Source organism: Streptomyces sp. NBC_01451 (assembly GCF_036227485.1).
Classification (GTDB): Bacteria; Actinomycetota; Actinomycetes; order Streptomycetales; family Streptomycetaceae; genus Streptomyces.
The window spans coordinates 7,808,820-7,833,026 of record NZ_CP109479.1 but is presented as its reverse complement, the minus strand read 5'-3'; the positions used below and the strand labels follow the sequence as shown (position 1 = coordinate 7,833,026).

At 70.7% G+C, this 24,207-nt stretch carries 18 protein-coding genes; 13 read left to right on the top strand and 5 right to left on the bottom strand.

Annotation, left to right across the window (positions count from 1 at the left end; translation table 11 throughout):
* The first annotated feature begins 63 nt into the window (after positions 1 to 63).
* Positions 64 to 816: an ABC transporter permease gene (locus OG595_RS34500; RefSeq protein ID WP_329283441.1), complete on the top strand. Its 753-nt coding sequence runs from the start codon at positions 64 to 66 to the stop codon at positions 814 to 816.
* A gap of 213 nt (positions 817 to 1,029) precedes the next feature.
* A complete protein-coding gene (locus tag OG595_RS34495; protein ID WP_329278942.1) occupies positions 1,030 to 2,232 on the top strand; it encodes a CaiB/BaiF CoA transferase family protein in 1,203 nt (400 codons plus the stop codon).
* 96 nt (positions 2,233 to 2,328) lie between these two features.
* On the opposite strand, the gene OG595_RS34490 is transcribed toward OG595_RS34495, so the two are convergent.
* The 3 genes from OG595_RS34490 to OG595_RS34480 all read right to left on the bottom strand — a co-directional run bounded on the left by OG595_RS34490 (position 2,329) and on the right by OG595_RS34480 (position 4,104).
* Positions 2,329 to 2,598 carry a hypothetical protein gene (locus OG595_RS34490; RefSeq protein WP_329278940.1) on the bottom strand — a complete coding sequence of 90 codons (270 nt, stop codon included), beginning with the start codon at positions 2,596 to 2,598 and terminating at the stop codon, positions 2,329 to 2,331.
* A 115-nt stretch (positions 2,599 to 2,713) separates the two neighbouring features.
* Positions 2,714 to 3,565, bottom strand: a complete 852-nt coding sequence (locus OG595_RS34485) for an anti-sigma factor (protein ID WP_329278937.1) — start codon at positions 3,563 to 3,565, stop codon at positions 2,714 to 2,716.
* Positions 3,562 to 4,104 (bottom strand): sigma-70 family RNA polymerase sigma factor, encoded by a 543-nt coding sequence (locus OG595_RS34480; protein ID WP_189146455.1) that lies wholly within the window; start codon positions 4,102 to 4,104, stop codon positions 3,562 to 3,564. Before OG595_RS34480 ends, OG595_RS34485 begins: the two co-directional genes overlap by 4 nt.
* A gap of 237 nt (positions 4,105 to 4,341) precedes the next feature.
* Here OG595_RS34480 and OG595_RS34475 point away from each other — a divergent pair, with 237 nt between their 5' ends.
* From OG595_RS34475 to OG595_RS34460, 4 genes are all read left to right on the top strand, one after another.
* The gene (locus tag OG595_RS34475; protein ID WP_329278935.1) at positions 4,342 to 5,880 is read left to right on the top strand and encodes a DUF4331 domain-containing protein; all 1,539 of its coding nucleotides are present in this window, start codon (positions 4,342 to 4,344) and stop codon (positions 5,878 to 5,880) included.
* 161 nt (positions 5,881 to 6,041) lie between these two features.
* Positions 6,042 to 7,823, top strand: a complete 1,782-nt coding sequence (locus tag OG595_RS34470) for a tetratricopeptide repeat protein (protein WP_329278933.1) — start codon at positions 6,042 to 6,044, stop codon at positions 7,821 to 7,823.
* A complete protein-coding gene (locus OG595_RS34465) occupies positions 7,820 to 9,577 on the top strand; it encodes an urease accessory protein UreH domain-containing protein (protein WP_329278932.1) in 1,758 nt (585 codons plus the stop codon). Before OG595_RS34470 ends, OG595_RS34465 begins: the two co-directional genes overlap by 4 nt.
* A 92-nt stretch (positions 9,578 to 9,669) precedes the next feature.
* Positions 9,670 to 11,334: a serine/threonine-protein kinase gene (locus tag OG595_RS34460; protein WP_329278930.1), complete on the top strand. Its 1,665-nt coding sequence runs from the start codon at positions 9,670 to 9,672 to the stop codon at positions 11,332 to 11,334.
* A 43-nt stretch (positions 11,335 to 11,377) separates the two neighbouring features.
* Here the strand turns inward: OG595_RS34460 and OG595_RS34455 are convergent, their stop codons facing one another.
* Positions 11,378 to 12,184: an SGNH/GDSL hydrolase family protein gene (locus OG595_RS34455; RefSeq protein WP_329278927.1), complete on the bottom strand. Its 807-nt coding sequence runs from the start codon at positions 12,182 to 12,184 to the stop codon at positions 11,378 to 11,380.
* Between the two features lie 311 nt (positions 12,185 to 12,495).
* Here OG595_RS34455 and OG595_RS34450 point away from each other — a divergent pair, with 311 nt between their 5' ends.
* From OG595_RS34450 to OG595_RS34420, 7 genes are all read left to right on the top strand, one after another.
* The gene (locus tag OG595_RS34450; protein WP_329278925.1) at positions 12,496 to 13,707 is read left to right on the top strand and encodes a S8 family peptidase; all 1,212 of its coding nucleotides are present in this window, start codon (positions 12,496 to 12,498) and stop codon (positions 13,705 to 13,707) included.
* Positions 13,708 to 13,926: 219 nt separating this feature from the next.
* Positions 13,927 to 14,364 (top strand): hypothetical protein, encoded by a 438-nt coding sequence (locus tag OG595_RS34445; RefSeq protein WP_329278924.1) that lies wholly within the window; start codon positions 13,927 to 13,929, stop codon positions 14,362 to 14,364.
* 13 nt (positions 14,365 to 14,377) lie between these two features.
* A complete protein-coding gene (locus OG595_RS34440; RefSeq protein WP_443073275.1) occupies positions 14,378 to 15,505 on the top strand; it encodes a GNAT family N-acetyltransferase in 1,128 nt (375 codons plus the stop codon).
* Positions 15,506 to 15,901: 396 nt separating this feature from the next.
* Entirely contained in the window at positions 15,902 to 16,741 is an 840-nt protein-coding gene (locus OG595_RS34435; protein WP_329278922.1) for a glycosyltransferase family 2 protein, read from the top strand.
* On the top strand, positions 16,738 to 17,745 hold the full coding sequence (locus OG595_RS34430; RefSeq protein ID WP_329278921.1) for a glycosyltransferase family 2 protein: 1,008 nt from the start codon (positions 16,738 to 16,740) through the stop codon (positions 17,743 to 17,745). Before OG595_RS34435 ends, OG595_RS34430 begins: the two co-directional genes overlap by 4 nt.
* Positions 17,742 to 18,542 carry a polysaccharide deacetylase family protein gene (locus tag OG595_RS34425; RefSeq protein WP_329278919.1) on the top strand — a complete coding sequence of 267 codons (801 nt, stop codon included), beginning with the start codon at positions 17,742 to 17,744 and terminating at the stop codon, positions 18,540 to 18,542. Before OG595_RS34430 ends, OG595_RS34425 begins: the two co-directional genes overlap by 4 nt.
* Entirely contained in the window at positions 18,535 to 22,335 is a 3,801-nt protein-coding gene (locus OG595_RS34420) for a lipopolysaccharide biosynthesis protein (RefSeq protein ID WP_329278917.1), read from the top strand. Before OG595_RS34425 ends, OG595_RS34420 begins: the two co-directional genes overlap by 8 nt.
* A 305-nt stretch (positions 22,336 to 22,640) precedes the next feature.
* Here OG595_RS34420 and OG595_RS34415 read toward each other — a convergent pair whose 3' ends face one another.
* Complete coding sequence (locus OG595_RS34415; RefSeq protein WP_329278915.1) at positions 22,641 to 24,068, bottom strand: GH39 family glycosyl hydrolase; 1,428 nt, start codon at positions 24,066 to 24,068, stop codon at positions 22,641 to 22,643.
* Positions 24,069 to 24,207: the final 139 nt, after the last annotated feature.

Sequence of the window (24,207 nt, the reverse complement as noted above, 5' to 3'; positions counted from 1 at the left end):
GCCAAGGCTTCCCCGGCTTCCGCGATCTCCACGATCTCCGCCCTGGCATACGACGGTACGGCCATGCTGGGCCGGCATCTGCGGCGGCTGCGGCACAACCCGGGGCTGCTGATCCTCACCCAGTCCATGCCGATCACGATGCTGCTGTTCTTCGGCTACGTCTTCGGCAGCGCCCTCGCGATGCCCGGCGAGGACTACCGGGCCTTCCTGGTACCGGGGTTGCTGGTGGCGACCGCCGCCAACGGCATCATGACGGGGATGTTCCAGGCGGCCCAGGACATGCACCGGGGGGTGACCGACCGGCTCCGTACATTGCCGATCAGCCGGGCCGCCGTACCGCTGGGGCAGGCACTCGCGGACCTTGTGGTGACGGCCGCGGGGACCGTGCCGTTCCTCCTCGTCGGGCTCGCGGTGGGGTGGCGGATCGAGGGGTCGGCGCTGCGGGCCGCCGGTGCGGTGGGGTTGCTGCTGCTCTTCCGGTTCGCCACGACATGGATCGGGATCTGCCTCGGGCTGCTCTCCCGGAGCGAGGAGGCGGCGGGTCAGCTGGGCGGGGCGACCTTCCTGCTGCCCCTGCTGTCGAACGCGTACATCCCGACGGACGGTCTGCCGGGGTGGCTGCGGACCCTGGCCGAGTGGAACCCGATCAGCGCGGTCGCGACGGCGATGCGAAGCCTGTTCGGCAACGCTCCGGTCCCGGTGGACGGCGCGTGGCCGGTCGTCCACCCTGTCGCCGGGTCGCTGGCGTGGTGCGGGGTGCTGATCGCGGTGTTCCTGCCCCTGGCTGTACGCCGGTACACGGACGGCGAAGCCTGACCGCCCGAGGTGCTGTTCTCACCCCCGCCGCCCTTACCCGTCCCGTTCCTGGGGGCTGCCGCCCCCAGACCCCCGCTTAGGCCCTGAAGGGGCCTCGTCCTCAAGCGCCGGACGGGCTGGACATTCAGCCCCTCCGGCGCTTGAGGAGCGGGGGTTCAGGGGCGGAGCCCCCGAGGACGGGACGGGTAGGGGCGGCGGGGGCGAAAAGACGACATGATCCCCCGCATGGAACCCCTCCCCCTCGACGGTCTCACCGTCGTCGCCCTCGAACAGGCCGTCGCCGCCCCGTTCGCCACCCGGCAGCTCGCCGACCTCGGCGCCCGGGTCGTCAAGATCGAGCGGATCGACGGCGGCGACTTCGCACGGGCGTACGACACCGCCGCACACGGCCTCGCCTCGCACTTCGTGTGGTGCAACCGGGGGAAGGAGTCCCTCGCCCTCGACGTCAAGGATCCTCGGGGCCTCGCCGTCGTCCGGCGGCTGGTCGCCGACGCCGACGTGTTCGTGCAGAACCTCGCCCACGGCGCCGCCGCCCGCCTCGGCCTCGACGCGGCCACCCTCTGCGCCGCGCACCCCCGGCTGATCGCCGTGGACATCTCCGGATACGGGCCGTCGGGGCCGTACGCCGGCAAGCGGGCCTACGACATGCTCGTGCAGTGCGAGGCCGGGCTGGTGTCGGTGACGGGTACGCCCGGGCAGCCGGTCAAGGCCGGGATCCCGGCCGCGGACATCGCGGCCGGGATGTACGCGTTCTCCGGGGTGCTGGCGGCGCTCGTACGGCGGGGCGTGACCGGGCGGGGCGGACCGGTGGAGGTGTCGATGCTGGACGCGCTCGCCGAGTGGATGGGGCACCCCCTCCACCATGCGATGCACGACGGCACTCCCCCGGCGCGCACCGGCCTCGCGCACGCCGTCATCGCCCCGTACGACGCCTATCCGACGGCGGACGGCGGTCGGGTGCTGCTGTCGGTGCAGAACGACCGTGAGTGGCGGCGGCTGGCCGAACAGGTGCTGGGGAGGCCCGAGTTGGGGTCCGATCCGGCGTACGCGACGAACGCGGCGCGGGTCGGGAACAGGGAGCGGACCGATGCCCTGGTGGCCGCGGCCCTCGGCGGGCTGGGGACCGACGAGGCCCTGGCGCGGCTGGAGGGGGCCGGGATCGCGTGCGCGCGGCTGAGGGACGTACAGGAGGTGGCGGAGCATCCGCAGTTCACGGCGCGGGACCGGTGGCGGGAGGTGGGGTCACCGGTGGGGCCGTTGCGCGCGTTGTTGCCGCCGATCACCCTGCCGGGCGGGGCCGGGGCGCGGATGGGTGATGTGCCCGCGCTCGGGGAGCACACCGATGCACTGCTGCGTGCCGTGGGGATGACGGGCGAGGAGATCGCAGCACTGCGCCGGGACGGTGTGGCCGCCTGAGCACGGGCATGGAACAACTGGACGAGCTACCGGACGGTGGACGGAACCGGTGACCCGGTGAACCACGGACGGCGCGGGGACGCCGGTACGGTCCGCTCAGCGCCCGCCGAACAGGGTGCGGCTCAGACGGCGCAGCGGGGCGAAGAGCGAGAGCCTGCTGACACGCGTACCGAGGTCGCTGCGCTGCTTCACGGTGTCCCGCGAGGTGAGTTCGCGCATCAGTGAGGTCGCCTCCGCCGTCTCGCGCTGAGGGACCGCGGGTCCCGACAGCACCGAGAGATGGCGGTCGAGGCGCGCCTTGGTCGTACTGCTCCCGCACGTGATCGCGGGCACGCGTGCCCTGCTGTGCATCGTTATCTGTTCCATGTCACTCCCCACCCGTACAAGTCCACCCGGCCCGGGCAGGTTAACCCTATCGCTCCCCCGGGGCACACGTGTATCTCGGTCACAGGATTCACCTTCCCCACAAGGGTGTTGACGATTACTCTCCGAATCCAACCGATTCCAGGGCGAGTTGGACAACTGGTGCACTGGTGGGCTGTTCTGAGCCTCCGTCGGGTTCGACGGTCACAGCGAGTGATGTGGCCGACTTGTCGAGACCGGTCGCGACCAAGGGCGTGTCGCCCTTGAAGAGTCCCAGGGAGCGCGGTTGCACATCAGGGCGCATGAGCCACAGTTGGCGCACGCGGTCGCTCGGCAGCTCCCCGTACCCACTGAGGGTCACCACGGCGCGCCCTTCCGAGGCGGAGGCGATCGCGGTGATTCCCTGGCCCTGCGCGTCCCGGTCGGAGGTCGCACGGGCGTCGGGAGCCGACAGAACGTCGGCAATCTCACGTGCCTGGGCCTGCGCGGTGTCCAGCTTGTCCTGGGTCTGCGTGTTCTGGACGGCGAACAGCGCGGCGACGACGAGGGCGGCTGCCGCCGTGAGCGTGGCCAGCGGGGCGAACATGGGGCGCATGCGGGGCGCACGGCGGACCGGTGGCGGCGGTTCGGTGCCCCACACGTGCGCCGGCAGCTGGTGGCTCCGCCTGCGGGGCGCTTCGGCGGGGCGGCCGGGGGCGCGCGACGCGGAGTGGCCCGGTGACTCCTGCGGAGTCGCGCGTACGGCGGACAGCACCCGGTCGCGCATGGCGAACGGGGGCGGCGCGGCCGTGGACCAGGCCAGCCGGACCGCGTCCTCGGACAGCAGGCGCACCTCGGCGGTGCAGGAGTCGCAGCGGGACAGGTGCTTCTCGAACCGGCGCCGCTCGTCGGGATCGAGGGCGTCGAGGGCGTAGGGGGCGGCGAGCGAATGGAGATCCTCGCGGCCGAACAGTCTGCCGAGCGCGCTCATGCGACACCTCCCAGGCATTCGCGCAGCCGGGTCAGTCCGTCGCGCATCCGTGTCTTCACCGTGCCCAGCGGGAGCGACAGGCGCTCCGCCACCTCACGGTACGTATAGCCCTCGTAGTAGGCGAGGGTGACCGACTGGCGCTGCAGGGTGGTCAGCCGGTCCAGGCAGCGGCGCACCCATTCGCGCTCCATTCCGGCCTCCACCTCCTCGGCCACGTGGTCGAAGGCGGGACGGTGGGAGCGCTGGGCCTCGCGCTGCTCGCGCTCACCGGCCGCGCGGGCGCTGCGCACCCGGTCCACGGCCCGGCGGTGCGCGAGCGTGAGTATCCAGGACAGGGCGCTGCCCTTCCTGGGATCGAACCGGGGCGAGGAGCGCCAGAGTTCGAGCAGGACCTCCTGGGACACCTCCTCCGACTGCGCCGGGTCCCGCACCACGCGCCGCACCAAACCGAACACCGGCCCGGACACGATCCCGTACAGCTCTTCGAAGGCCTTCTGGTCTCCCCCGGCCACGAGAACCAGAAGCTCGTCCGCTCCCACCCGCGTCCCCTCTCTATGGCCGCACACGGCCCCTCCCCGCTCCATCACGCTTGTCACCGTCACCTTAGGCATTCGTAGCGGACCTGCCTCCGGATGGGTACGGATCAACTGCCCTCGAAACGCGGGTGGGCCGCCTCCCAAACGTTTTCAAGAAAGTTTTCAGGTTCGACCAATCCGCATCGGAGAGGGCTCCGAATCTCCGTCGTCAGGCAAGTTGACACGGTGAGGACGGACGGCATGACGACAACCATCTCCAAGGGCGGCGCGCGGCGCAGGAGCATCGCGACCCTCATTTGCGGTGCGCTGGCCGCCGGGGGGCTCGCGGCCGCCGGCGTCACCGCACTCATACCGGGTACGGCCGCTGCCTCCAGCCACCGCGAGGCTCCGCTGATCTCGGGCACCCCCCAGTACGACAACACGGACGTGTACGCGTTCGTGAGCCCGGACAAGAAGGACACGACGACGATCGTCGCGAACTGGATCCCGTTCGAGGAGCCGGCCGGCGGCCCGAACTTCTACCAGTTCGCCGAGGACGCCCAGTACGACCTCCACATCGACAACAACGGTGACGCGCAGGGCGACATCCTGTTCCGCTACACCTTCAAGACGCACGTGAAGAACAAGAAGACGTTCCTGTACAACACGGGTGCGGTGGAGAGCCTTGACGACAAGGACCTCAACATCACGCAGACGTACGACATCGAGCTGATCAAGCTCAAGAACCAGCGCGTCCAGTCGAAGACGAAGATCGCCGACGACGTTCCGGTCGCCCCGTCGAACGTCGGCAAGGCGTCGATGCCGAACTACAAGAAGCTGCGCGACCAGGCCATCCACAAGCTGACGAACGGTTCGACGACGTTCGCCGGCCAGGCCGACGATCCGTTCTTCCTGGACCTGCGTGTCTTCGACCTGCTGTACGGCGGGAACCTCTCCGAGGTCGGCAACGACACGCTCAAGGGCTACAACGTCAACTCGATCGCGCTCCAGGTGCCGACGCACATGATCGTGGAGTCGTCGAAGCAGCCGATCGTCGGTATCTGGTCGACGACCCAGCGCAAGAACGCCAGCGGCTACTACGCGCAGGTCTCGCGACTGGGCATGCCGCTGGTCAACGAGGTCGTCAACCCCATCAAGGACAAGGACAAGTTCAACGCGTCCTCGCCGTGGGAGGACGCGCAGTTCCTGAAGAACGTGACCAACCCCGAGCTGCCGAAGCTCATCGAGGCGATCTACAAGATCCCCGCGCCCAAGGAGCCGCGCAACGACCTGGTGGACGTCTTCCTCAAGGGCGTCAAGGGTCTCAACCAGCCGCCGTACGTGACTCCGGCCGAGGAACTGCGTCTCAACACCTCGATCGCCCCGTCCAAGCACCCCAAGCGTCTCGGTGTCCTCGACGGTGACAACGCGGGCTTCCCGAACGGCCGTCGTCTGACGGACGACGTGATCGACGCCTCGCTCCAGGTCGTCGAGGGTGAACTGCTCGGCGCGAAGAACGACCTCGGTGACGCGGTCGACAAGAACGACAAGAAGTTCGAGAGCTACTTCCCGTACGTGGCTCTGCCGACCGAGGGTTCGCGCGGTCCGCTCGCCAAGGGCACGACCGGCACGAACGACGTCCGCAGCCAGCTCGGTGACGCGCTGCAGCCCGCCGGCGCCTCCGGTGGCACCGACACCATGCTGATCGCCGGTTCGGCGGCGGCCGGTGCGGCCGGGTTCCTGCTGATCACCGCCGGTGTCGTGTGGTGGCGCCGGAACATGGGGAACCGGGCGTACTGACCCGCTTCCCGTCCTCACCCCCACCAGCTGGCGCGGCCCGCTCGTATCCATCCCCCACGGCGCGGGCCGCGCCGCACCCCGGTCGACTCCCGGCCCCACCCGGGCGGTCGTCCACCCGCTTCCCCCGCAGATGACCTGCCCAGGAACCTTGAGGAGAGGGCATGCCCCCGCGTACGAACGACAGCGCACCGGACCGCGAGCAGGCGCCACAGCCGCCACTCACGCGACCGGGCCGTGAGCTCGGCAGCCGGCCGACCGACACGGCGGGGGCAGCCGCGAACCTCGGCACGGTGGATGCCGGGGACACCGATGGACACACCGGCGCGGCGCTGTCCGTCCCGGCCGGAACGGACGTACCCGGCCGGACCGACGTCTCCACGGGGACGGACACGGCCGCGCCGGGCGTGACCGAACCGGCCGGCGCCGACGAAGCAGGCGACGCCGAGCCCGGCTCCGGCCGCACACAGGCCCCGATCACCGCGTCGGCCCCCGGGCCGAACAGCTCCGAGCAGGACTCCGGAGCCCTCGGCACCGCTTCCCCCGCCTCCGGTCTGTCCGACCCCGACGAGCGGGTCACCGCGGTCCGGCGGCTCGGGGAGTCGTCCCGGCGGTGGCGGGCGGTTCAACTCGGCGCCTGTGCCGCCGCGTTGGCGGTGGCGTTCACCGCGGGCGCTGTGGTGCTGGGGGCCGTTCGGGACGAGGGCGGGACCGCCACCGTCGCGTCGGCCCCGGCCGCGATGTCTCCCGCGCTGCTCGCGAGTGGGGACATCGGCGCGAGCATCGCCTCCCTCCAGGCCCATCTCCGGGCGCAGCCCAAGGACTTCGGCAGCTGGGCCACTCTCGGGCTCGCGTATGTCGAGCAGGCCCGCACCAAGGGCGACCCCTCCCGGTATCCGCAGGCCCAGCAGGCCCTGAACCGGTCCCTAAAGCTGGAGCCCGACAACGATCCCGCCCTCGCCGGGCGCGCCGCCCTCGCCGCCGCCCGCCATGACTTCCCCGGCGCCCTCAAGTACTCGGACCAGGCCCTCGCGCAGAACCCCTACAGCGAGCGCGCCCTGTCCACCCGTATCGACGCTCTCGTCGAACTCGGGCGCTACGACGAGGCGTTGAAGGCCACCGACGAGGCCGACGCCAAGCGGCCCGGGGTGCCTGTCTTCACCCGGTACGCCTACGTGCGTGAGCTGCGCGGCGATGTCACCACCGCCCGGCGCGTGCTGGAGCAGGCGCTCGGCTCCGCGACCTCCCGGGGGGACATCGCGTACGTGTCCACCGCGCTCGGGCAACTCGCCTGGAGCCAGGGCGAGTACAAGTCCGCCCTGGAGCACTTCGCCCGCGCCCTCGCCGCCGACGACGCCTACCTTCCGGCGCTCGAAGGCCGCGCCCGCGCCCAGTTCGCCGACGGCGACCGGGCCGGCGCCATCAAGGGCATGGAGGACGTCGTCTCCCGCTATCCGCTGCCCGGTCCGCTCGTCGAACTCGGCGAGCTGTACGAAGTCCGGGGCGGCGAGGGCGACTCGGACAAGGCCCGCGACCAGTACGCGCTCGTCAACGCGTGGACGGCCATCGCCCGCGCCAACGGCGTCAACGCCGACCTGGACACCGCGCTCGCCGCCGCCGACCACGGCGACAAGAAGTCGGCACTGCGCGCGGCCCGCGCGGAGTGGGACCGCCGCGAGACCGTGCACACGGCCGACGCCCTCGCGTGGGCGCTGCACGTCAACGGCCACGACGAGGAAGCCCTTCCGTACGCCCGCCACGCCACCGCGACCGGCTACCGCAACGCCTCCTTCCTCTACCACCGCGGCATGATCGAGCAGGCCACGGGCCACGCGAAGGAAGCCCGCACCTCGCTCTCCGCCGCCCTCGAACTCAACCCCGGTTTCTCCCCGTTGGGCGCCCGCAAGGCCCGTACGGCTCTCAAGTCCCTGGAGGCGGCGAAGTGAAGCCCCGTCGTTCGGCCGCCGCCGGTGCCGCCGTGTTCACGGCCGCCTGCGCGCTCATACTGGTTCCCGCCTCCGCCGCGAGCGCGCATCCGCTCGGCAACTTCACCGTCAACCGGTACGACGGTCTGGTCGTCGCCCCCGGACAGCTGCGGGTCGCCCACGTCGAGGACCTCGCCGAGATCCCGGCGACCCAGGCCAAGCCCGACATCGAGAAGCTGGGTCTGACCGACTGGGCCGGGCAGCGGTGCGCGAGCGCGGCGCAGGGCAGCAAGGTCACCGTGGCGGGCCGGACCGTCACGCTCTCCGTGGGCAGCGCCAGGGCGAGCACGCGGCCCGGTCAGGCCGGCCTCAACACCCTGCGCGTGGAGTGCGAGCTCAAGGCCGCCCTCCCCGGGGTCGCCGAAGGGGACACCGTCGCCCTCGGCTTCCACAGCGCGGGCACCGAGTCGGGGCCCGGCTGGCGCGAGATCACCGCACGCGGCGACCGGATGACGCTCGCCGAGTCCGACGTACCGCAGAAGTCGGTCTCCGGTGAACTGACCAGCTATCCGCAGGAGTTGCTCTCCTCCCCGGCCGACACCGCGCGGGCCGCCCTCCAGGTGGCCCCGGGCGGCCCGGCCCTCGTCGACAGCACGGAGAAGGCGGCACCCGCCTCCTCCGTGCTGCCGCGCGGCGCCGACCGCTGGACCCGCGCACTGGACTCCCTGGTGGCCCGGCACGACCTCACGGTCGGCTTCGCCGCGCTGGCACTGGTCATCGCGACCTTCCTCGGCGCGATGCACGCGCTCGCGCCGGGCCACGGCAAGACCCTGATGGCGGCCACGGCAGCCGCCCGGGGCGGCAGGGCCCGCCTGCGCGACGTCATGCCGCTGGCCGCCTCGGTGACGGTCACCCACACCCTGGGCGTGGTCGCCCTGGGCCTGCTGGTGACGGCCGGTTCGGCGGCGGCGCCGTCGGTCATCGCCTGGCTGGGCGTGGCGAGCGGCGTACTGGTGACGGGAGCGGGCCTGACCCTCACACGACGCGCCTGGCGCCAGCGCGCACACGAGCGCGCGCAAGCCCACCCTCACCCTCACCCCCATCCGCACGATCACGATCACGATCACGATCACGACCATGGTCACTCCCACGACCACGACCACCCCCACCCCCACAGCCACACCCACGCCGCCGACAAGGCGCCGGAACGCGAACTGGTCCTCGCCCACGCATCGCACGCCCACGCGCACACCGCGCTCGCACCCGCCGCAGCTCCCGCGCATGCGCACGACCACGACCACGACCACGGGCATGACCACCAGCACGATCACAGCCACGAGCACCACAAGCACAACGACCGCAAGCACAAGCACGACCGCACCACCCTCGAACACACCCACGGTGGCTTCACCCACACGCACGACATCGCTCCCACCCTGCGCGGCACGATCCTGCTCGGGTTCGCCGGTGGGCTGGTGCCGAGTCCGTCGGCCGTGGTCGTGCTGGTCGGGGCCGCCGCGCTGGGGAAGGCGTGGTTCGGGTTCCTGCTGGTGCTGGCGTACGGGGTCGGGCTCGCGCTCACCCTCACCGGCGCCGGGTTCCTCGTCGTGCGGCTGGGAAGCGGGGCGAACCGGCTGCTGAACCGGCGCCCAGGGCTGGCCGGAGGTCCGGTGCTCGCACTTGTTCGGCGTACCGCGCCGCTGGCATCCGCGTTCCTCGTAGTCGCACTGGGGGTCGGATTGGTACTCAAGGGGGCGGCATCCGCACTCGGCTGAGCTACTTTTGGTAAGAAATCAGGCGGAGTGCAGAAAATCAGCGTGCAATGAGACCGAATCCGTGAGCACGCGGCTGCGATGGGGGGACGCCCGTGTCCGAAGAACCGGGCAGTGAACGCGTGATCGCGGGCCGCTACCGACTGCTCTCGCCACTGGGCGAGGGCGGTATGGGCACGGTGTGGCTGGCCCGCGACGAAGTGCTGCACCGCGAGGTCGCCGTCAAGGAGGTGCGCGCACCCGCCGGACTGCCGACCTCCGAGGTCGAACGGCTGTACGCCAGACTGGAGCGCGAGGCCTGGGCCGCGGCCCGCGTCTCCAACCGGAACGTCGTGACGGTGTACGACGTGGCGACCGACGGGGGCCGGCCCTGGATCGTCATGGAGGTGGTCCGCGGGCTCTCGCTCGCCGACCAGCTGGACGCCGAGGGGCCCATGTCCCCGCAACGGGCCGCACACATCGGCGCCGAGGTGCTCGCCGCGCTCCGGGCGGCGCACGAGGCCGGGGTGCTGCACCGGGACGTGAAGCCGGCCAACGTGCTGCTGTCCAACGACGGCCGGGTGGTGCTCACCGACTTCGGGATCGCGACGGTCGAGGGCAGTTCGGCTCTCACCATGACCGGCGAACTCATCGGCTCCCCCGAATTCCTCGCGCCCGAAAGGGCGTTGGGGCGCACACCCGGCCCCGAGTCCGACCTGTGGTCGCTGGGCGTGCTGCTGTACGCGGCGGTCGAGGGCAACTCGCCCTTCCGACAGAACACGCCGCTCAGCACCCTGCGCGCCATCGTGGACGAGGAGTTGCCGCCGCCGCTCCGGGCGGGGCCGCTGACGCCCGTCATCGAGGGGCTGTTGCGCAAGGATCCGGCCGAACGGATCGCCGCCGAGCGGGCCGAGCACGATCTGCGGATCATCGGGGCCGGGGGTATCCCCTCCGAGGGAGGGACCCTGAGCGCGGACGACGTCCGGACGGTCCCGTACTCGCCGACGATCGCGGCGGCCTTCCCACAGCACCCGACGACGCCCCCGCAGCCGATGCCCGTTCCCACGGCGGCGACCCGGCCCGTCATGCCTCCCCCGGACACCCGTCCGACCACTCGCCCCGCCGAACCAGATCGCAACCGCCGGGCGGCCGTCGTCCTGGTCGCCGGCCTCGTCGCCATCGCGCTGGCGGTGGCCGGACTGACGTACGCCCTGCTGAACCGCGACAACGGCGGGGACGGCACGGACAACGACGCGGGCAGCAGTACGCAGCAGAGCAATGCCGGTACGGGTGCGGCGAGTTCGCCGAAGGACAGCCCCAGCGACTCCGGGGAGGAGACCAGCCCCACTCCGAGCAGCAGTGACAGCGGCAGGACCACGCAGCCGGCGCAGACCGTGCAGGTCCAGGTCGTCGGTTCGGACACCGACTACTCGGGGGTCTGTCCGCCGCCCAACGACCAGGCGCCCGGCTTCACGGCGACGTTCACGGTGGGCAACGTGCCCACGAAGGTCTCCTACCGCTGGGTGACGGAGACGGGCGAGGCGCCGGAGCAGGGGTGGCGAACGCTGTCGTTCCCGGCGGGCGGCGGGAAGACCAAGGAGAACAAGGTCTTCGTGACGACGTACGACAAGAGCGGGACGATCGAGAACGCGATCGGGGTGGAGGTCCGCGACCCGGTGAGCGTGAAGTCCAACTCCGTGCCGTTCTCGGTTACTTGCGAGACGGAGACCCCGACGGACGGGGCCTCCTCTCCCACTGGCACTCCCGCCGCTACACCCTGAACGGACGCCGGTCGGACGGTGAGGCGGTGAGGCGGTCGAGCGGTCAGGCCGCGCTGGTGAACACCGGCAGGTAGCCGCCCGACTGGCCGGCGGCCGTCGGGTGGTAGGACTCGCCGATGTTGAGCAGGTTGAGGCTGTGCAGCCACGAGCTGCCCGAGCAGAGTTCGTGACCGGTGAAGGCCGGCTTGACGTCACCGAAGGTGAAGCCGTGGTCGGCGGCCCTCTTGGCGAGTGCGCTGTTCAGGTAGTCGGCCGCGCCGTTGATCGCGGACCGCTTGGCCTCGGACAGTCCGAGGCAGGTCTGGCCGAGCTTGTAGAAGCGGGGGTAGCCCAGGACGACCACATGGGCGGCGGGCGCCCGGGAACTGATGGCGTTGTACACCTTGTCGAGGAGACCGGGGAGGGTCGAGTCGACGTACGCCCTGGCGGTGTTGATGCGGGAGACGCAGGAACTGTCGGACTGGAGGACACAGGTCGACATGACGTCGGCGAAGCCCGCGTCGTTGCCGCCGACACTGATCGAGACGAGGCCTGTGGAGGAGCCGAGCGGGGTCAGCTGGTTCGCCAGAACATCACCCGTTCGGGCGCCCGAGCAGGCCGTGAAGTTGAAGCTTGAGGGTGAATGAGCGGCGGCCCACAGGTACGGGTACGCCTTCGTGCTGCGCTTGCAGTCGCCGCTGGAACCGATGTAGCTGCCCGAGCCGACCCCCGAGGAGTAGGAGTCGCCGAGGGCCACATAGCCGGTGGGGGCGGCGAGTTGGGACGCCTGCGCCGATGTTGCCCCGGTGAGGGCGGCGACGGTGGCGAGGAGGAGCGAGGTCACGTATGCCGTAATTCGGGAACGTCTCATGGAACCTCCCTTAGCAGGATCTCTGCCACAACGTTCGTACCAACTACGCGTGTTGAACGGAAGTGTCCATGCCAAGACTTTTCCGCCCCTACCAGGTCGGATGGATCGCGTTCACGTTTCGTTCGATTGCCTGTTCATGACATGCATGTGACAAGCCGCGCAGCCTCTTGAGCAACTCCCGTTCATGACCGAGTCTTTACCTCAGCCCGGGCGGAACGCGACGCTCCGGGTCGTGTCCGCGCCAGCGGGCATCCCCCCACAGACGCGCCCTCACCCAGGCGCGTGCTGCCTCAGAGGAGGACTCCCTCGTTATGGCACAACTGCGCAGCAAGAAGATCCGGACCGCCGCGACCACCGTCGTGGCAGCCGCCGCTCTCGTCGGCGGATTCACCGCACTCCCCGCCCAGGCAGCCCCGGCACCCGCCGAGGGCAGGGTGCTGGCCGCCGGCTCCCCCACAGCCGTCAAGGACAGCTACATCGTCACGCTCAAGAAGACAGCGGGCCTGAAGTCCGCGTCGAGCGCCGGCAAGAGCCTGATCAAGGAGTACGGCGGCACGGTGAAGAAGACGTTCAGCACCGCGCTGAACGGCTACACGGCGACCCTCTCGGCGGCCGAGGCCCGCAGACTCGCGGCCGACCCGGCGGTGGCCGCCGTCGAGCAGAACCAGACGGTGCACGTCGACGCCACGCAGTCGAGCGCCCCCTGGGGCCTCGACCGCATCGACCAGGCCGCCCTGCCGCTGTCCGGCACCTACACCTACCCGGACACGGCCGGCGCCGGGGTGACCGCGTACGTCATCGACACCGGCGTACGCATCACGCACTCCCAGATCAGCGGCCGGGCCACCAACGGCTACGACGCCGTTGACGGCGACAGCGTCGCGCAGGACGGCAACGGTCACGGCACCCACGTCGCCACCACCATCGCGGGGTCGACCTACGGTGTCGCCAAGGCGGCGAAGATCGTGGCGGTCCGTGTGCTCGACAACGCCGGCTCGGGCACCACGGCCGGCGTCATCGCGGGCATCGACTGGGTGACCGCGAACCACAGCGGCCCCTCCGTCGCCAACATGTCGCTCGGCGGCGGCGCCTCGACCTCGCTGGACACGGCCGTCTCCAACTCCATAGCCAGCGGCGTGACCTACGCGATCGCGGCCGGCAACAGCAGCGCCAACGCCTCCTCCTACTCCCCCGCGCGGGTCGCGGCGGCCATCACGGTCGGCGCCACCACCAGCACGGACGCCCGGGCCAGCTACTCCAACTACGGCTCGGTCCTGGACATCTTCGCCCCGGGTTCCTCGATCACGGCGGGCTGGAACACCAGCGACACCGCGACGAACACCATCTCGGGTACGTCGATGGCCACCCCGCACGTCGCGGGTGCGGCGGCGGTCTACCTCGCGGGCCACACCTCGGCCACCCCGGCCCAGGTCGCCACGGCCCTCACGGGCGGCGCCACCACCGGGGTGGTCACCAGCCCGGGCACCGGTTCCCCGAACCGTCTGCTGAAGCTCGTCTCGTAACACCCGTCCCACATCGATAACCCGCCCTACCCGAGCGGCAGTTCCCCGGAGGCAGCCGGCGCCTCCGGGGAACTCGTCCGTCCACCCATTCGTTCCCCTCCGGGGAACGTCGTGTACGCGTTCGGGCCAGGTGTCGCGGGAGTTGCGCATCTTGACTGGCCCGTCCCGCTGCGCGACATTGAAGCCCGGCATCCGGCGCGTCGGGGGGCAAAGTCGCCAATGCAGACCATACGTATCAAGCCACCTCCGTCCGGGAGCGGATCGAGCGACGGTGATCCGTCGGAACAGGGGTTGCGGAAGGACCTGTTCCCGCTGCTCACGGGCGTGGCCGTGGCAGTCGCGGCCATCGGCGCGGCCCTCGCGCTGACCGGCAGCGCCTCGCCGCTGCGCGGCCCCCTCACACTGTTCTTCCTGCTCGCCGCGCCGGCGGTCGCCGTGGGAGCCGCCCTGCGCGGACTGGAGCCGCTCGGCCGGATCGTGACGTCGGTGGCGGCGGCGGTCGCACTCGATCTCCTGGTCGCCCAGGGGATGCTGGCGACGCACCGGTGGTCGGTCCGCGGCGGAGTCGTGGCCGTGACCGTGATCAGCGCGCTGATCCTTCTGCTGGTTCTGGCAGGGCGGCAGCGCGGCCGTACGGCGAGAAGACGGACTTCCTGACGTGGCTGGTGACGTGGCTCGTAATCTGACACCCGAGGTGACCCTCACCGTGCACCGGCCCGGCGAACTGACCGCCGCGGACCGGGCCGCCTGGACGGCGTTGCAGGCCAAGGCCCATCTGCACGGCTCACCCGAACTGGCGAACCCCTTCCTGTCCCCGGAGTTCACGCTCGCGGTCGGCCGCTGCAGACGCGGCGTACGCATCGCGGTGCTCCACGAGGGCGGGGAACCTGCCGCGTTCTTCCCGTTCCAGAGATCCGCCGCCGGCGTCGGCCGGGCGGTCGGGCTCGGGGTCTCCGACTGCCAGGGGCTGGTGCACCGCCCCGGATTCGACTGGGACGCGCGGGAGTTGCTGCGGGCGTGCGGGCTCGCGGTGTGGGAGTTCGACCACCTGGTGGGGGGCCAGGCACCGTTCGAGGCCGAGGCCTCCGGCACCTTCCCGTCCCCGGTGATGGACGTCGACCAGGGGTACGAGGCCTATCTGGCCCAACTCCGTTCACGCTCGCCGAAGTTCACCCGTACGACGCTCGCCAAGGAGCGCAGGCTCGGCCGGGACACCGGCGAGATCCGCTATGTGCACGACGAGCGCGATCCCGAGGCGCTGACGAGGCTGATGGCCTGGAAGTCCGCCCAGTACCGCAGGACCGGCCGCAGCGACCGGTTCGCGCACCCCTGGATCACGCGGCTCGTGCAGCAGCTCTTCCACACCCGTTCCGACCCGTTCGCGGGCATCCTGTCGGTGCTCTACGCCGACGGGCAGCCGATCGCCGCCCACTTCGGACTGCGCACGGAACGCGTGCTGGCCTGCTGGTTCCCGGCGTACGACCCGGCCTACTCGAAGTACTCACCGGGGCTGATCCTCCATCTGCGGATGGCCGAGGCGGCTGCCGCCGACGGCATCGCGTACCTGGATCTGGGCCGGGGGCAGAAGGAGTACAAGGACTCCCTGAAGACACGTGAACTCCTGGTGTCCGAGGGGTGGGTGACACGTCGTCACCCGGTGGCGGCCGGACACCGTGCGCGACGCGCTCCGGTGCGGGCGCTGCGCAACGTGGTGCTGTCGCGGCCGGAGCTCTTCGAGCCGGCCGACAGGGCGCTGAAACGGATGGGACAACTCCGTTCCAGAAATCGATCAAAGTAGTTGCGTAACGGTCAAACCAACAAAAACGTGAGACCTCGTTTCAGGTCTTGCCATAAGGGTGCAAGCGTCAATACCGTCATACATCTCACCCGCATCGGTACGTCGTCCTGTGACTCAGGGGAGGGCTCAGGGTCCACGACGACCGTCGGAGCGGGGCGCGGTAGGGGGGTGCCGCGCTCGGCGAGCGTTCGTCTCGCCGGGCCGTGCCGCGAAACCGACCACCGGATCATGGTGTTCGGCCAGCTTTGCCAGCTCACCCGGCATGTACGAAAACAGCTAGAGACTGATACGGAGAATCCATTCGGCATGCTGTGAGTGAGAACCCCCCTTTCGAACCGGACAAATAACCGGGCTGCCCGGGGGCGGGCCGTCCACCGGACGAGAGGGACCAGACTCATGAGTTCTGTTCTGCGACCGGCGATACCGGGCCAGGAGCCCACGATCGCCGATCAGCAACCGACCACGGCCGACGTGTACCGGCCGATCTCCTCCCACCTGGCGATCACGCCACCGGTGAGTGTGGTGATCCCCGCCATGAACGAGGCGCAGAACCTGCCGTACGTCTTCAAGACACTGCCCGACTGGATCCATGAAGTGGTCCTGGTCGACGGCAACTCCACCGACGACACCGTCGAGGTCGCCCGTGATCTGTGGCCCGGGGTGAAGGTCGTCGAACAGCAGGGCAAGGGCAAGGGGGATGCCCTGATCACCGGGTTCGAGGCCTGCACCGGCGACATCATCGTGATGGTCGACGCGGACGGGTCGGCGGACGGCGACGAGATCGTGTCGTACGTCTCCGCGCTCGTCTCGGGCGCCGACTTCGCCAAGGGCTCCCGCTTCGCCAACGGCGGCGGCACCGACGACATGACGCCGATCCGCAAGCTCGGCAACTGGGCGCTGTGCACGGTCGTCAACAAGAAGTTCGGCGCCCGCTACACCGATCTCTGCTACGGCTACAACGCGTTCTGGCGCCACTGCCTCGACAAGATCGACCTCGACTGCACCGGCTTCGAGATCGAGACCCTGATCAACATCCGGGTGGTCAAGGCGGGGCTCAAGGTGCAGGAGATCCCCAGCCACGAGTACCTCCGTATCCACGGCACGAGCAATCTGCGGGCCGTGCGCGACGGCCTGCGCGTCCTGCGGGTGATCCTGAAGGAACGCTCCAACCGGCGTGCCCTGCGCAGTCGTTCGCACTCCCGCGTCCTCAGCGCGAGCCGGGGAGAGGCGTCTTGAACGAGCCGGACATCTCGGTGGTCGTCTGCGTCTACACCGAGGACCGCTGGGAGGACATCCTCGCGGCGGTCGCCTCGGTGCGGGCGCAGTCACGGCCGGCCCTGGAGACACTCCTGGTCGTCGACCACAACCAGCCGCTCCTGGAACGGCTGGCCAAGGAGTACAAGGAGACCGACGAGGTACGGGTCCTCGCCAACGCGGGCCCGCGCGGCCTGTCGGCCGGCCGCAACACCGGGATCGCCGCCTCGCACGGGGGGATCATCGCCTTCCTCGACGACGACGCCGTGGCCGAACGCGACTGGCTGCGCCACTTCGCCGAGGGGTACGCGGACCCCCGGGTGCTGGCCGTCGGCGGCCGTACGATGCCGATCTGGGCGTCGGGCCGCCGGCCGGCCTGGTTCCCCGAGGAGTTCGACTGGGTGGTGGGCTGCACCTACAAGGGGCTGCCCGGGGGACGCGTCGAGGTCCGCAACGTGCTCGGCGGGAACGCCTCCTTCCGGCGTACGGCCTTCGACGCGGCCGGCGGTTTCGCCACCGGCATCGGACGGGACGGCGACAAACGGCCGTTGGGCTGCGAGGAGACGGAGCTGTGCATCCGGCTCACCCGGGCCAGACCCGACGCGGTGCTGCTGATCGACGACCGTGCGGTGATCCACCACCGGGTGCCCGAGGCCCGCGAACACTTCGGCTACTTCCGCACCCGCACCTACGCCGAGGGCCTGTCGAAGGCGCTGGTCGCCCGAAGTGTGGGCGCGGACAAGGGACTTGAGTCGGAACGCCGGTACACCACCCGGGTGCTGCCCGCCGGGGTCGCGCGCGGTCTGCGCGACGCCCTGCTGGCCAGGCCGGGCGGCGCGGGCCGGGCGGGCGCGATCGTCGCCGGGGTGCTGACGGCGGTGGGCGGGTACGTCCTCGGGAGCCTGCGGGCACGCCGGGGCGGAGCCACGTTCACGGTCGTGGAGATCGAGAGCGCGGTGCGAACCGAGGGAGGAGGCCCGCGATGACCGACGCACGCGTACCGATCCTCATGTACCACTCCGTCGCCACCGAGCCGAACGACGCGACCAGGACCCTGTCGGTGACCCCCGAGGCGTTCGCCGAACAGATGGCGCTGCTGGCCGAGCACAGCTTCACACCGCTCAACACCGCAGATCTCGCGGCGAGTTGGCGATCCGGTCGCCCACTTCCCGCCCGCCCCCTGCTGATCACGTTCGACGACGGCTACGAGGGCGTGCACCGGCATGCGCTGCCGGTGCTCACCAAGCACGGCTTCCCGGCCACGCTGTTCGTGTCGACGGGCTGGCTCAGGGGCCCGTACGACACCGGGGGCGGCCTGGACACCATGCTCGACTGGGACCAGGTGCGCGAACTGGCGGGCAGTGGCGTCGAGATCGGCGGTCACAGCCACACGCACCCGGAGCTGGACCGGCTCGGCGACGACGCGCTGCGCTTCGAGCTGACCCGCTGCCGGGACGTCGTCGCCGACCAACTCGGATCCGTGCCCATGTCGTTCGCCTACCCGTACGGCTACTCCAGCCGCCGGGTACGGCAGGCGGTACGGGCGGCCGGGTTCGCCCAGGCACTCGCCGTCGGCAACGGTCTGGCGCGCCGCAAGCAGGGCCCGTACGCCCTGCGGCGGGTCACCGTGCGCCGCTCCACCGGAATCGAGGAGTTCGCGCGACTGGCCGAAGGCCGTTCCGTCGCCCGCGACTTCGCCCGGGACCGTGCCCTCACCAAGGGGTACGCCATGGTCCGCAGAGCACGTCAGGTCCGCCGGAAGGCCACCAGCTCCCGTGTCTGACACGACGACCACACCCGAGACCCAGACCGATACGCCCGAGGCCGGGACATCCGAGCGGCGCCCTGGGCGGCGGCTGCGGCTGCCCGGCCTGGGCCGGGGCCGGAGGAGCGGCAGCCAGCTGTTCCGCAACGCCTACGCGCTGATGCTCAACACCGGCATCTCCGCCGTGCTCGGGCTCGGCTTCTGGCTGGCCGCCGCCCGCTACTACTCCGAGTCGGCGGTCGGCCAGAGCTCCGCCGCGATCGCCGCCATGAAGCTCCTCGCCGGTCTCACGGCGGTGACACTGACGGGCGCCCTGGCTCGCTTCATCCCGGTCGCGGGCCGCGCCACCGGACGGTTCATCTTCCGTACGTACGCGGGCAGTTCGGTGATCGTCGCGCTGGCCGGCGGCGTCTTCCTGCTCACGCTGGACAGCTGGGGGCCGTCGTACCGGTTCCTGCACGGGCCGGTGCCCGCCCTGGGGTTCGTCGGCGCCGTCGTCCTGTGGAACCTGCTCACGCTCCAGGACGGGGTGCTGACCGGGCTGCGCAACGCGCTGTGGGTGCCGGTCGGCAACACGGTGTTCTCGGCGGTCAAGCTGGGTCTGCTGGTCGTCTTCGCGGCGGCGATCCCGACGAGCGGTGTCTTCGTGTCGTGGGTCGCGGCGATCGCCATGTCGATACTGCCGCTCGGCTGGCTGGTGTTCCGGCGGCTGGTGCCCCGGCACGTCGCGGCGACCGCGGAGCACACGAAGGCGGAACCGCCGACGCCGAAGGAGATCGGCCGGTTCCTGGCCGGCGACTACACCGGGTCGCTGTTCTCCCTCGCGGTGGTCTACCTGGTGCCGGTGATCGTCGCCTCGCAGGTCAGCTCCACCGACAACGCGTACTTCTACATCACCACCACCATCGGCGGCACCGTCAACCTGCTCGCCATCAACATGGGCGCGTCCCTGACCGTCGAGGGCTCGCACGATCCGGCCCGGCTGGCCGCCAACACCAGGGCCGCGCTCCGGCGCATGGCGCGGATCATGCTGCCGGTCGCCGGTGTGCTGTTCGTCGGCGCCCCCTGGATCCTGAGCGTCTTCGGCTCGGGCTACGCGGACGCGGCGACCCCGCTGCTGCGCTGGTTCGCGGTCGGCGCGGTGCTGCGGGTCGTCATGGAGACGTACTTCGCGGTGCTGCGCGCCCAGAGCCGCACCGGCCCACTCGCCTGGATGCAGGGCCTGTTGTGCGTCCTCGTGCTCGGACTGACGCTGCTGCTGCTCCCCCGGATGGGTCTGACCGGAGCGGGCGTCGCGGAGATCTCGTCCCTCGCGGTGATCGTCGCGCTCGCCGCGCCGAGGCTGTACCGGACGGTCATGGCCGCTCCGGCCGACGCCGTCCCCGAGGGCCCGGCACCGGACGGGGACCTCGCCGACCTGGGGACGCGTGACGTCCGGGCGGCCAACTCCCGTAAGCCCGGCCAGGGCTGGGCTCCGGACTCGGACACACTCGCGCTCGGCGTCCACCTCGACTTCGACCACCTGGAACGCCGTCCGGACGTCCGCCCGGGGCCGGGCACTCCGCCCACGGGGACGCCGGCACCGCGTGCGGACCACCGGCCGACCTGGGCGCTGAAACAGGCGGAGCCGGAGGCCGCCGAACCGGCGGTGGAGGGCGGCTCCCGGGAGGTCGCCGTCCCGGCGGGCGCGGACGCCGAACTCGTTCGCGCCGCACAGGCGTCCCTCGTAAGGGAGTTGCGGACCCCGCACGCCCCACCCGAGCCAGCGCCTCCACCGCTCCCCCTGCGCGTACGTCTGCTGCCCACCCGCGGCGGAGTGGTCCTCGGCAGTCTGCTGATCGCCGCGCTCCTGCTCTACTGGGTGCCCGCGTCCCGCCTCGGCGAGGCCGACCTGGACCGGATGGGCGGGCTCGGGCTGGTCTCCGTGCTGCCGCTGCCGACACTGATCGGGGCCGGGCTGCTGGTCGTGGTGTTCTCGTCACTGCTGTGGGGAAACCGGGAACACCGGACACTGCTGGCACTGACACTGCTCGCCACCGTCGTGTCGCTGCACGCGCTGCCCGCGGTGATCGAGGCCGAACCGCGGTTCGCGACGGCCTGGCAGCACCTCGGGTTCATCGACTACATCGACCGGACCGGAACCGCCGTCCCGGACCTGGACGCGCGCTGGAGCTGGCCGGGCTTCTTCGCCGGGGCCGCCTTCGTGGCGAAGGCCTGCGGAGTCGGTGATCTCACCGAGGTCATCCGCTGGTGGCCGCTGACCATGCAACTCCTCTACCTCGCACCGCTGTTCCTGCTGACGCGCTCACTGCGGGCGAGCTGGCGCGCCAAGTGGACCGGCGTGTGGATCTTCGTCCTGAGCGGCTGGGTGGGCCAGGACTACTTCTCCCCACAGGGCTTCACCTACCTTCTCTATCTGGTCTTCGTGCCGATCCTGCTGGTGTGGTTCCGGGCACCGCGGGTGCTGTGGGCGAAGGTCCGGCCCGGGGAGGCGGAGGTCGAGCCGACGGACCGCCGTCAACAGGCCGTACTGCTGGCCGTGTTGATCGCCCTGTTCGCGGCGACGGTCCCGGCCCACCAGCTGACGCCGTTCGTGATGCTGGGCGTGCTGGCGGTCCTGGTCCTGATCGGCAAGTCCGAACTGCGCGGCCTGCCCATCCTGTTCGGCGTCATCGTCGCGGCCTGGGTCGGTTTCATGGCCGAGCCCTACTGGTCGGGACACTTCGACGAACTCTTCGGCGGGCTGGGCGGAGTGGGCGGCAATGTGTCGTCGAGCGTCTCCGGCCGTATCGAGGGCGGCAGTTCGACCCACAAACTCGTCCTCTACACGCGCGTCCTGCTGGCCGGCGGGGTCATGGCCCTCGCCTGCTACGGCTGGTGGCGCCGCCGCGACCACAAGTATCGCGAACGCTCCCTGCTCGTCCTCACCTTCGTCCCGTTCCTGGGCTTCGGCATGCAGTCGTACGGCGGCGAAATGGCCCTGCGCGTCTTCATGTTCGCCCTGCCCGGCGCGGCCCTGCTCGCCGCGCTCGCGCTCTTCCCGCGCACCGGGGTCACCCCGAAGGAACAGGAACGGGACCGGATCAGCCTCGCCCCGCTGGCCGCATTGATGGCGGGCCTGGTCCTCATGGGCGGCTTCCTGGTGGCCCGTTGGGGCAACGAGCCCTTCGAACGGACCCGCCCCGGCGAGGTCGCCGCGATGAACTACGTGTACGCCCACGACGATCCGACCGTACGGCTACTGTGGCTGAGCAACGACCTCGTCGACAACGTGACGCCGGCCCTGCCGTGGGGCGCCCGGGACATGGAGAAGGTGCGGTACGAGCCGACGCTCGCACCGGCCGACCCGGTACTGGTGTCGGGGCTGGTGAAGGCACTCAAGGACGCGGGCCCCAACTCGTACCTGATGGTCAACCGCAGTCAGGTCGTCTACCTCCGGCTGGACGTGGGCTACTCGGCCACCTGGGAGCACCGGCTGCTCCAGAACCTGGACGGCCGGGACGAGTTGAAGAAGGTGTTCGTCAACTCCGACGTCACGATGTACGCGCTGCGGCAGCAACCGGAGGGCAAGGTCCCGAAGGCCGATCCCGGCCCGATCGGCCCCCAGGTGACCTGGACACCGTGGTCGGTGGTGGGCGGTCTGGCCGCCGTCGCCCTGATCCTGCTCCTCACGGCCCGGGAGACCGTACGGGTCGCGGTGCGGCCGGGGGTTCGGCAACTCCGCTGGCTGCAGAGCAGCTTCTGGTTCTCGCTGCCCCTGCTGACGGTGCTGCTGGCCTCGCTGGTGCAGCGGTTCCTGACGATGAAGTGAGGGGGATGGCGGGGGGGTGTGACCGCGGGGATGTGCTGGCGGGACGGGGCGTGACTCCCTGGGTGAGGTGGCTGGGCCGGTGACTGGCTCAGCCTCTCGGCGGCTGGGTGGATCAGCCGCCGAGTGGTTCAGCCACCGACTGGCCGAGTGGTTCAGCCACTGAGCCGTCGAGTGGTTCGGCGGGCGAGTGGCTCACACATTGGGTGGCTGAGCGGCCCGGCCACCGACCGGCCCGCCCCGCCGGCCGCCCGAGTGGCTCAGCCACTAACCGGCTCACCGGCCAACTGACCGACTGGCTCACCGGTTCACCGGTTCAGCCACTTCACCTCGTACGCGCCCATCCCGAACCGCTTCCCGTCGACCTGTGCGTCGATCGGCCGGTCCAGGGTGTTGACCACGAGGACGGCCTTGTCGTCGGCGAGTACGCGCACGTTGGGCCGGTCGTCCGGGGCCACCGGCACGGTCCGGTACTCCGTGCCCGGCGGGAAGGCGGCGCCGAAGCGGGTGACCAGGTCGTACATGGGAAGTGCCGTCCCCCCGCCACCACCTGAGGTGGGCGTCCACAGGCACCCCGCGCAGTCGGTGCCCGTCTCCTCCTCGGGGTTCCAGTAGAAGCCGGAGGAGGCGCCGCCCTTGGCCATCGCGATCAGGCCGGCGGCCTGGACGGCTTCGCGGCGGGTCTCGGACCAGCCCGCCCGGTCGTCGTTGCTGTCGGCGGGCTCGACGTAGTACTCGGCCCACCACAGCGGGAGCCCGTCCGTCCGAGCGCGCACCCACTTCCCGACGGCGGTGAACTTGTCGGTCGCCGCGAACTCGTCGGGCAGCAGTTCGTCGTCCTTGGTGTAGCTGGAGCCGTCCACGACGACGAAGTCGGCACCCGCCCTGTGTGTGTTCCAGTAGTCGAAGGCGTCGAGGATCCGCTGGTCCATGGCACCCCAGGGCCCCTTGAACGTCGCGGAGGCGTCCGCCTTCTGCCGCGGGTCGAGGCTGTCCATGACGAGATACGGACCGCCCACCATGATGTCCTCGTCGACCTTCTTCAGCGCCTTGTAGACCAGGTTGTACAGCTCGGTGTAGCCCTCGTAGTCCCAGCGCGCCTCGGTGTTGTTCCAGAAGCCCTTGAACTCGTTCCAAACGATGAAGTGGCGTACGTCGGGATAGCGCTTGGCGACGGTCGCGGCGAGCGCGGCGAAGTCCTTGTAGTGGGCGCGCTCCGGGGCGGTTTCCAAGGCGGACTGGCTCCAGTCCGTGTTGTCGGAGCCGGAGCTGCCGCCCTTCATCCAGTCCGGGGCGCAGCACAGGGTGACCACCGGGGTAGCGCCGGTGGCGCGCATGAAGTCGATGCGGCGGTCCATCTCCGTGAAGTCGTAACGCCCCTTGACCGGCTCGGGGTTGCCGGCGCCCCAGCCCATGATGTGCTGGTTCTGCGGCATCCCGGCGTTCTTGGAGAGGAGCCCCTCGACCCGGCCGACGGCCGCCGCGTTGCCCTCGTCGGCGCTGAACTGGGTGTGGGTGAAGCCCCATCCGACGTCCGGCTCCGACGACGCGGGCGAGGAGGCCGGGGGCGTGCCGTGCACCTTGTCGCCGTCGCGGGAGGTGCCCGCGGTGCTGCCGCCGTTCGACGGCAGTGTGTTGAGCAGGGTCAGGACCAGGGCCAGCGCGGCGGCCCCCACACCGAGCAGGGCGGTGAGCTGCCACCGCCGAGCACCCGAATTCCACCCATGACGTCCCATCAAGGGCAACAGTAACGGCGGGGTACGGGCGGAGGGCAGACCTCCGCAGTGCACAGCCCGGTAACAGGACCCGGACGTATCGGACGCGCGTGGCGAAGGCACCGCACTCACCGACACTCGGCGCGCAACGCGGAAACCG

What these genes read in the sequence shown, in the direction of transcription:
- OG595_RS34500 (WP_329283441.1), top strand. Translation starts at nt 64, where the DNA reads ATGCTGGGCCGGCATCTGCGGCGGCTGCGGCACAACCCGGGGCTGCTG.
- OG595_RS34495 (WP_329278942.1), top strand. Translation starts at nt 1,030, where the DNA reads ATGATCCCCCGCATGGAACCCCTCCCCCTCGACGGTCTCACCGTCGTC.
- OG595_RS34490 (WP_329278940.1), bottom strand. Translation starts at nt 2,598, where the DNA reads ATGGAACAGATAACGATGCACAGCAGGGCACGCGTGCCCGCGATCACG.
- OG595_RS34485 (WP_329278937.1), bottom strand. Translation starts at nt 3,565, where the DNA reads ATGAGCGCGCTCGGCAGACTGTTCGGCCGCGAGGATCTCCATTCGCTC.
- OG595_RS34475 (WP_329278935.1), top strand. Translation starts at nt 4,342, where the DNA reads ATGACGACAACCATCTCCAAGGGCGGCGCGCGGCGCAGGAGCATCGCG.
- OG595_RS34470 (WP_329278933.1), top strand. Translation starts at nt 6,042, where the DNA reads ATGCCCCCGCGTACGAACGACAGCGCACCGGACCGCGAGCAGGCGCCA.
- OG595_RS34455 (WP_329278927.1), bottom strand. Translation starts at nt 12,184, where the DNA reads ATGAGACGTTCCCGAATTACGGCATACGTGACCTCGCTCCTCCTCGCC.
- OG595_RS34450 (WP_329278925.1), top strand. Translation starts at nt 12,496, where the DNA reads ATGGCACAACTGCGCAGCAAGAAGATCCGGACCGCCGCGACCACCGTC.
- OG595_RS34445 (WP_329278924.1), top strand. Translation starts at nt 13,927, where the DNA reads ATGCAGACCATACGTATCAAGCCACCTCCGTCCGGGAGCGGATCGAGC.
- OG595_RS34435 (WP_329278922.1), top strand. Translation starts at nt 15,902, where the DNA reads ATGAGTTCTGTTCTGCGACCGGCGATACCGGGCCAGGAGCCCACGATC.
- OG595_RS34425 (WP_329278919.1), top strand. Translation starts at nt 17,742, where the DNA reads ATGACCGACGCACGCGTACCGATCCTCATGTACCACTCCGTCGCCACC.
- OG595_RS34415 (WP_329278915.1), bottom strand. Translation starts at nt 24,068, where the DNA reads ATGGGACGTCATGGGTGGAATTCGGGTGCTCGGCGGTGGCAGCTCACC.